This window comes from Neisseria sp. (assembly GCF_041804105.1).
In the GTDB taxonomy this organism is placed as follows: domain Bacteria; phylum Pseudomonadota; class Gammaproteobacteria; order Burkholderiales; family Neisseriaceae; genus Neisseria.
Map to the genome: position 1 here is coordinate 31,928 of NZ_JBHCJY010000081.1, position 8,468 is coordinate 40,395.

Annotated in this window: 5 protein-coding genes; 3 read left to right on the top strand and 2 right to left on the bottom strand. The window is 57.4% G+C overall.

The features are described from left to right. Nucleotides 1-382: 382 nt before the first annotated feature. Both ppsA and serS read left to right on the top strand, forming a co-directional pair. The gene (ppsA, locus tag ACEYDX_RS07655; RefSeq protein WP_373741428.1) at nt 383-2,773 is read left to right on the top strand and encodes a phosphoenolpyruvate synthase; all 2,391 of its coding nucleotides are present in this window, start codon (nt 383-385) and stop codon (nt 2,771-2,773) included. 173 nt (nt 2,774-2,946) lie between these two features. Next, nucleotides 2,947-4,251 carry a serine--tRNA ligase gene (gene serS, locus ACEYDX_RS07660; RefSeq protein WP_373741429.1) on the top strand — a complete coding sequence of 435 codons (1,305 nt, stop codon included), beginning with the start codon at nt 2,947-2,949 and terminating at the stop codon, nt 4,249-4,251. A 327-nt stretch (nt 4,252-4,578) separates the two neighbouring features. Here the strand turns inward: serS and ACEYDX_RS07665 are convergent, their stop codons facing one another. Both ACEYDX_RS07665 and fabI read right to left on the bottom strand, forming a co-directional pair. Continuing rightward, nucleotides 4,579-5,067 carry a DUF302 domain-containing protein gene (locus ACEYDX_RS07665; RefSeq protein ID WP_373741430.1) on the bottom strand — a complete coding sequence of 163 codons (489 nt, stop codon included), beginning with the start codon at nt 5,065-5,067 and terminating at the stop codon, nt 4,579-4,581. Between the two features lie 77 nt (nt 5,068-5,144). Beyond that, on the bottom strand, nt 5,145-5,897 hold the full coding sequence (gene fabI, locus ACEYDX_RS07670; protein WP_373741431.1) for an enoyl-ACP reductase FabI: 753 nt from the start codon (nt 5,895-5,897) through the stop codon (nt 5,145-5,147). Between the two features lie 273 nt (nt 5,898-6,170). Here fabI and ppk1 point away from each other — a divergent pair, with 273 nt between their 5' ends. Next, nucleotides 6,171-8,237 (top strand): polyphosphate kinase 1, encoded by a 2,067-nt coding sequence (ppk1, locus tag ACEYDX_RS07675; RefSeq protein ID WP_373741432.1) that lies wholly within the window; start codon nt 6,171-6,173, stop codon nt 8,235-8,237. Nucleotides 8,238-8,468 lie beyond the last annotated feature (231 nt).

The following is an 8,468-nucleotide window of genomic DNA, read 5'->3' on the forward strand; positions in this document are numbered from 1 at the left end:
CCTGCAGACGGTGCTCCCGGGGCGGAAGCTCAGGTCGTCTGAAAGATTACATTCCATTACATCACAAAGAGGGATATTTTAAAACACCTGTTTTCCGGTGTTGAGATGGAGTTTTTTGGTATTTTGTGCTAAATTTTTCGGAAAAATTTCGTTTGAATAAGTCGTTAATTTATTCTAAGCTTCGGATTTATCTGAAAAACCGCGGTGCAAAAGGCCGTCTGAATAAAATATTTCATTCTACTACACGGTCTGCGTCCCGCAATTTTTCAGACGGCCTGTGCTTTGTGCGTCGGCATAAAACACATGACACGCTGCGTTTGAATGTTTAGAATGAAGCCGATAGGTTCATTTCTTTTTTAATACACCATGGATAGGATGAAAAATGGCCGGAAATTATGTAATTTGGTTTGAAAACCTGCGCATGACCGATGTGGAGAGCGTGGGCGGTAAAAATGCTTCATTGGGCGAAATGATCAGCCAGCTTACTGAAAAAGGCGTGCGCGTGCCGGGCGGTTTCGCCACCACCGCCGAAGCCTACCGCGCTTTTCTGGCGCACGACGGCCTGAGCGACCGCATTTCCGCAGCCTTGGCCACGCTTGACGTGGAAGACGTGGCCGAGCTGGCGCGCGTGGGCAAGGAAATCCGCCAATGGATTCTGGATACGCCGTTTCCCGCGCAGCTCAATGCCGAAATCGAAGAGGCGTGGAACAAGCTGGTGGCCGATGCGGGTGGCGCGGATATTTCCGTGGCCGTGCGCTCTTCCGCAACGGCGGAAGACCTGCCCGACGCTTCGTTTGCCGGACAGCAGGAAACTTTCCTGAACATCCACGGTGTGGAAAACGTGAAAGAGGCGATGCACCATGTATTTGCGTCGCTCTACAACGACCGCGCCATTTCCTACCGCGTACACAAAGGCTTTGCGCACGATGTGGTGGCTTTGTCGGCCGGCGTGCAGCGCATGGTGCGTTCCGACAGCGGCGCTTCCGGCGTAATGTTTACGATGGATACCGAATCGGGTTTCGACCAAGTGGTGTTCGTTACTTCGTCTTACGGTTTGGGCGAAAACGTGGTGCAGGGCGCGGTCAATCCCGACGAATTCTATGTGTTCAAGCCCACGCTCCGGCAGGGCAAGCCCGCGATTCTGCGTAAAACCATGGGTTCGAAACAGATTAAGATGATTTTTACCGATGCCGCACAGGCAGGCAAATCGGTACAGAACATCGATGTGCCCGAAGCCGACCGCAACCGTTTCTCCATCAGCGACGAAGAAGTAACCGAGTTGGCGCAATACGCCCTGATTATCGAAAAACACTACGGCCGCCCGATGGACATCGAATGGGGGCGCGACGGTATCGACGGCAAGCTCTACATCCTGCAGGCACGTCCCGAAACGGTCAAATCCCAAGAAGAAAGCGGCCGCAGCCTGCGCCGCTACGCGATTAACGGCGACAAGAAAGTCTTGGTGGAAGGCCGTGCCATCGGCCAGAAAGTCGGCCAAGGCAAAGTGCGTCTGGTCAAAAGCGCAGCCGAAATGGAAAGCGTGGAAGCGGGCGACGTGCTCGTTACCGACATGACCGACCCCGATTGGGAACCGGTCATGAAGCGCGCTTCGGCCATCGTAACCAACCGCGGCGGCCGCACCTGCCATGCCGCGATTATCGCCCGCGAACTCGGCATTCCCGCCGTGGTGGGCTGCGGCGACGCCACCGATGTGCTTTCAGACGGCCAACAGGTTACCGTATCCTGTGCCGAAGGCGATACGGGCCGAATCTACGACGGTATTCTCGACGTCGAAGTAACCGATGTCGCGCTCGACAACATGCCGCCTGCGCCCACCAAAGTGATGATGAACGTGGGCAATCCCGAACTGGCGTTCAGCTTCTCCGGCATTCCCAGCGAAGGCATCGGCTTGGCGCGCATGGAGTTCATCATCAACCGCCAAATCGGTATCCATCCCAAAGCGCTGATTGAATTTGACAGTCAGGATGAGGATGTCAAGGCCGAGATTGCCCGCCGTATCGCAGGCTACGCATCGCCGACGGCGTTTTACGTCGATAAAATCGCCGAAGGCGTGGCCACGTTGGCCGCATCGGTTTATCCGAAAAAAGTCATCGTGCGCATGTCCGACTTCAAATCCAATGAATACGCGGGCTTGGTCGGCGGCGAAAAATACGAACCGCACGAAGAAAACCCCATGCTCGGTTTCCGCGGCGCGGCGCGTTACGTTTCGGAAGACTTCAAAGACTGTTTCGCGATGGAATGCGAAGCGCTCAAGCGCGTGCGCGACGAAATGGGGCTGACCAACGTCGAAATCATGATTCCCTTCGTGCGCACGTTGGCCGAAGCCGAAGCCGTGATGAAGGCTCTGAAAGAAAACGGCCTTGAACGCGGCAAAAACGGCCTGCGCCTGATTATGATGTGCGAACTGCCCAGCAATGCGGTATTGGCCGAACAGTTCCTGCAATACTTCGACGGTTTCTCCATCGGTTCCAACGACATGACCCAGCTTACGCTCGGTGTCGACCGCGACAGCGGCGGTCCCATCGCGGCCACGTTCGACGAACGCAATCCCGCCGTCAAAGTGATGCTGCACCTGGCCATCTCCGCCTGCCGCAAGCACAACAAATACGTCGGCATCTGCGGACAGGGTCCGTCCGATCATCCCGATTTCGCCAAATGGCTGGTGGAAGAGGGCATCGAAAGCGTGTCGCTCAACCCCGATACCGTGATTGAAACCTGGCTGTATCTGGCCAAGGAATTGGGCAATAAATAAGGTTTGAGGCCGTCTGAAAAGCGGCTCGGAACAAAACCGCCGTGGTCAAACGCGGCGGTTTTGTTTTTCAGACGGCCTGCCCGCCGACGGCCTGCGGGCCGCGTTTATGCCGCATCCGAATTGGTTTACAATAACGCCCATTCTTTTATAGACACGTTTTCCGAAAGCAGATCATGTTAGACATCCAACAACTCCGCAACAACACCGCCGCCGTAGCCGAACGCCTTGCCGCACGCGGCTATGCGTTTGACACCGCCCGTTTCAACGCGCTGGAAGAGCGGCGCAAAGCCCTGCAGGTGCAAACCGAAGAAATGCAGGCTTCGCGCAATACGCTGTCCAAACAAATCGGCGCATTGAAAGGCCAAGGCAAACATGAAGAAGCGCAGGCGGTGATGGAGCAGGTAGGCCGTCTGAAAACAGGTTTGGAACAGGCCGCCGTGGATTTGGAGGCCGTGCAGCACGAACTGGAAAACTGGCTGGCCGCCGTGCCCAACCTGCCGCACGAAAACGTACCTGTCGGCAAAGACGAAACGGAAAACGTGGAAGTGCGTAAAAACGGCACGCCGCGCACGTTCGATTTCGAGATTAAAGACCACGTCGATTTGGGCGAACCGCTGGGCTTGGACTTCGAAGGCGGCGCAAAACTTTCCGGCGCACGCTTTACCGTGATGCGCGGCCAAATCGCCCGCCTGCACCGCGCGCTGGCACAGTTCATGCTCGACACCCACACCCTGCAACACGGCTACACCGAACATTACACGCCCTATATCGTTGACGACACAACGCTTTTCGGCACGGGCCAACTGCCCAAGTTCGGCGAAGACCTGTTCCACGTTACCCGAGGCGGCGACGAAAGCAAAACCACGCAATACCTGATTCCCACCGCCGAAGTAACGCTCACCAACACCGTGGCCGACAGCATCGTGCCGTCTGAAAAACTGCCGCTGAAATTCACCGCCCATTCGCCCTGTTTCCGCAGCGAAGCCGGTTCGTACGGCAAAGATACGCGCGGGCTGATCCGCCAGCACCAGTTCGACAAAGTGGAAATGGTGCAGATTGTGCATCCCGAAAAATCCTACGAGGCGCTCGAAGAAATGGTCGGCCACGCCGAAAAAATCCTGCAACTCTTGGAACTGCCCTACCGTGTGATTACCCTGTGTACGGGCGATATGGGCTTCGGCGCAAGCAAAACCTACGATTTGGAAGTGTGGGTGCCCGCGCAGAATACCTACCGCGAAATCTCAAGCTGCTCCAACTGCGAAGACTTCCAAGCCCGCCGCATGAAAGCGCGTTTCAAAGACGAAAACGGCAAAAACCGTTTCGTGCATACCTTGAACGGCTCGGGTCTGGCGGTCGGTCGCACGCTGGTGGCGGTGTTGGAAAACCACCAAAATGCCGACGGCAGCATCAACATTCCCGCCGCGCTGCGTCCGTATATGGGCGGCATGGAAAAGTTGGAGGCGGCAACGCAGGCGTAGCCGCAACCGGTTTGGCCGGAACATGAGTTGAAAAATACGGATGAAGCCGTGTTCGGATGTGCGTTGCTTGTTTCCATCATTTCTGCACAGGCGGAAAGCTGCCTTTGATATTCGCAAATGCTTGTTCCACATCAAGATGGCGGATGCCAAACACGGATTCCCGTCTGCGCGGGAATGACGGCAGCCGGAGAAGTCCGCAGAAGTCTGCCTTGCCGGTATGCTGCCAACGCAATATCCCGATACAGTCAAAACATAACGAAAGGCCGTCTGAAAACTTTTTCAGACGGCCTTGTTTTGTTTTTGGAGGAGGGCAGGGCCTTTGCCGTTTTATTGCGAAACCGTGGCGCGGATGAGTTTTTCCGCATTTGCCAGCGTATTTTCCACATCGCCGTATGCGATGCGGCTGCCGCGAATCAGCGCGCGGGTATCGTTGAAAACGGCTTCGGTTTTGCCGTTGTTTTCGGTTACGAGCACGCGCAGGGGCAGTTGCAGGGCGAAGTACGGGTCTTTGACCATCAGCGGCGTGCCGGCTTTGGGCGTACCGAAGACGATGACTTTGGCCGGCTGCATGGTCAGGCCGTTGGCTTTGGCCGCGGCTTGGTGGTCGATGACGGTAAACACGGTCATGCCTTTGGCTTTGACGGCTTTTTCGATGCGGGCGACGGTTTCGTCGAAACCGTATTTGCTGGCCACGGCCTGCACGGGTTGTTCCGCTGCTGAGTGATCCGGTTGCGCCGAAGAGGAACGGTTGTGGGAATGGGCGCAGGCGGCAAGCGTTGCCGCGGCAAGAACGGACAGGATAAGGGCGGGTTTCATACGGTTTCCCCTTCCTTTGCGGGTTGAAAGCGGTTTTTCAGACGGCCTTTGCGGTCAAGGCCGTCTGAAAACCGTGTTTATTCTGCCTCGTCGATACTGAGTGCGTTGATGCTGTAACCACCGTCGACATAGGTGATTTCGCCCGTGATGCCTGCGGAAAGATCGGAGAGCAGGAAGGCGGCGGTGTTGCCCACGTCTTCGATGGTTACGTTGCGGCCGATCGGGTTTTGCTGGGCGACGTGGCCCAAGAGTTTGCCGAAGTCGGCGATGCCGGAGGCGGCCAGCGTTTTAATCGGGCCGGCGGAGATGCCGTTGCAGCGGATGCCTTCGCGGCCGAGGCAGGCGGCGGTGAAGCGGATGCCGGCTTCGAGGCTGGCTTTGGCCATACCCATCACGTTGTAGTTGGGCACGGCGCGCACGGCGCCGAGATAGGACAGGGCGACGATGGCGCTGTTTCTGCCGCGCATCATCGGGCGTGCGGCTTTGGCCAGCGCGGGCAGGCTGTAGGCGGAAATTTCGTGGGCGGTGTTGAAGGCTTCGCGGCTGATGCTGTCGAGGAAGTCGCCGCTCAAGGCTTCTTTGGGGGCGAAACCGATGGAGTGGACGAGACCGTCGAGGCCGTCCCAGGTTTGTCCCAAATCGGCGAACACTTTGGCGATTTCGTCATCGCTGGCCACATCGCAGCGGAACACCAGTTCGGAGCCGAGTTCGGCGGCCATTTTGCGTACGCGCTCTTCGAGTTTGTCGACCACATAGGTAAAGGCCAGTTCCGCGCCCTGCTCGCGGCAGGCTTTGGCGATGCCGTAGGCGATGGAACGTTCGGAAATCATGCCGGTGATGAGGATTTTTTTTGCCTTGAAGAAAGCCCATGGTTTTGTCCTTCGTGTGGAAGCCGCAGCGCTGCGGAAGGCCGTCTGAAAACGGCTGCGGCGGGGTTGCAGAAAGCGCGGATTATAGCAAAAGCCTTTGATTCGGTATAGAAAAGCCGTGTAAACCGTTTTTCAGACGGCCTTACGTTTTATCCGCGGTGCGGGCTGCATCCGCCGGTAAGACGCGTTATACTGTATCATCTGCGGCACGCTGCCGTTTCAAGGAAGGACAATATGGACAACCATGCCGCCGAAGGCCGTATTCTCTGCCGCGAGCTGAGCCAGCTCGCTTTCAACCGCCGCGTTTTGGCGCAGGCGCAGGACGAGCGCGTGCCGCTGTTGGAACGGCTGCGGTTTCTGTGTATCGTGTCGTCGAATCTGGACGAGTTTTTCGAGGTGCGGATGGCGTGGCTCAAGCGCGAAGAGAAGCTCAGGCCGTCGATACGGCTCGACAACGGTACGACGCCGTCTGAAACCGTGGCGGCGGTGTCCCGCGAGGCCCATGCGCTGATTGCCGAGCAATACCGCCTGTTCAACGAGGAACTCCAGCCCGCTCTGGTGGCCGAAGGCATCCAGTTTTACCGCCGCAGCCAGTGGACGGAAGCGCAGCGCGCCTGGGTGGAGGATTATTTCGACCGCGAGATGCTGCCGATTCTGACGCCCATCGGTCTTGATCCGTCGCACCCGTTTCCGCGTCCGCTCAATAAATCGCTGAATTTTGCGGTGGCCTTGGAAGGCACGGATGCGTTCGGCAGGCCGTCGGGCATGGCGATTGTGCAGGCGCCGCGCGCGTTGCCGAGAGTGTTGCAGATGCCGTCTGAACTCTGCGGCGGCGAAACGGGTTTTGTGTTTCTGTCGTCGGTTCTGCACGCGAATGTGTGGAAGCTGTTCCCGGGGATGACGGTGAAGGGCTGTTACCAGTTCCGCCTGACGCGCGACAGCGATTTGAGCGTGGACGAGGAAGATTTGAAAAACCTGCGCGCGGCGATTCAGAGCGAGCTGCACGACCGCGAATACGGCGACGGCGTGCGGTTGGAGGTGGCCGACACCTGCCCGCCGCACATCCACGATTTCCTGCTGGCGCAGTTCAAACTCGATGCCGCCGAACTGTATAAGGTGCAGGGGCCGGTCAATCTGGTGCGGCTGATGGCCGTGCCAGATTTGGTCAACCGTCCCGATTTGAAATACCCGCCCGTGTCGGCAGGCCGTCTGAAAAAGCTGCATAAGGGCGGTTCGGTGTTCGACATGGCGAAAAAAGCCCCCGTGCTGCTGCACCATCCCTACCAGTCGTTCGAGCCGGTGGTGCAGATGATACGCGAAGCCGCGTCCGACCCCGACGTCGTCGCCGTGAAGATGACGATTTACCGGACGGGCAGCAATTCCGAGCTGGTGCGCGCACTGATGAAGGCCGCGCTGGCCGGCAAGCAGGTTACCGTGGTGGTGGAACTGATGGCGCGCTTCGACGAAGCCAACAATGTGAACTGGGCGCAGCAGCTCGAAGACGCGGGCGCACATGTGGTGTACGGCGTGTTCGGCTACAAAGTGCACGCCAAAATGGCACTCGTCATCCGCCGCGAAAACGGCCTGCTCAAATCCTACGCCCATCTCGGTACGGGCAACTACCATCAGTCCACGTCCCGCATCTATACCGATTTCGGCCTGATTACCGCCGACGAAGCCATTACCGCCGACGTGAACACCGTGTTCATGGAAATCACCGGCTTGGGCAGGCACGGCCGTCTGAACAAGCTCTACCAAAGCCCGTTTACGCTGCACACCATGGTGGTGGACAGCATCCGCCGCGAAGCGCGGGCGGCAAAAGAAGGCAAACGCGCCGCCGTTATCGCCAAAATGAACGCGCTCATCGAACCTTCCGTTATCGAAGAACTCTATGCCGCCAGCGCCGCGGGCGTGCAAATCGATTTAATCGTGCGCGGCATGTGCACCCTGCGCCCGGGCGTGAAAGGCCTGTCCGACAACATCCGCGTGCGCTCCATTATCGGCCGCCAGCTCGAACATTCGCGCGTTTACTATTTCTATAACGGCGGCGCAGAAAACACCTACATCGCCAGCGCCGACTGGATGGGACGCAACTTTTTCCGCCGCATCGAAGTCTGCACCCCGATAGAAAACCCCGATTTGAAACAGCGCGTTATCCGCGAAGGCCTGACCCTGCCGCTATCCGACAATACCGGCGCATGGCTGATGCAGGGCGACGGCAGCTATGTCCGCGCGCCCCGTTCCGAAGACACGGAAACATGCAGCGTGCAGGCGGAATTGTGGAAGATGTATGAGCGGTAAGAGCGGTTAGGGTTTCGTTTCGAAACTGCGGCAAAGGCCGTCTGAAAAACGTTTTCAGACGGCCTGAATCTATTTTCATGAAGAAAAGTGTTATCCGATGGGATAACACTTTTCAAAGCCTGAGACCTTTGCAAAAAAACCAAAACTCCTCTAAATTCTCCTAAAGAATTCAGAGGAGTTTTTTATGAGCAGCTTTTTCCACCAACAAGCCCAAATCATGATGAGCAAACA

Excerpts from the sequence above, each read along its gene's own strand:
- ppsA (WP_373741428.1), top strand. The coding sequence starts at position 383 with ATGGCCGGAAATTATGTAATTTGGTTTGAAAACCTGCGCATGACCGAT.
- serS (WP_373741429.1), top strand. The coding sequence starts at position 2,947 with ATGTTAGACATCCAACAACTCCGCAACAACACCGCCGCCGTAGCCGAA.
- ACEYDX_RS07665 (WP_373741430.1), bottom strand. The coding sequence starts at position 5,067 with ATGAAACCCGCCCTTATCCTGTCCGTTCTTGCCGCGGCAACGCTTGCC.
- fabI (WP_373741431.1), bottom strand. The coding sequence starts at position 5,897 with ATGATTTCCGAACGTTCCATCGCCTACGGCATCGCCAAAGCCTGCCGC.
- ppk1 (WP_373741432.1), top strand. The coding sequence starts at position 6,171 with ATGGACAACCATGCCGCCGAAGGCCGTATTCTCTGCCGCGAGCTGAGC.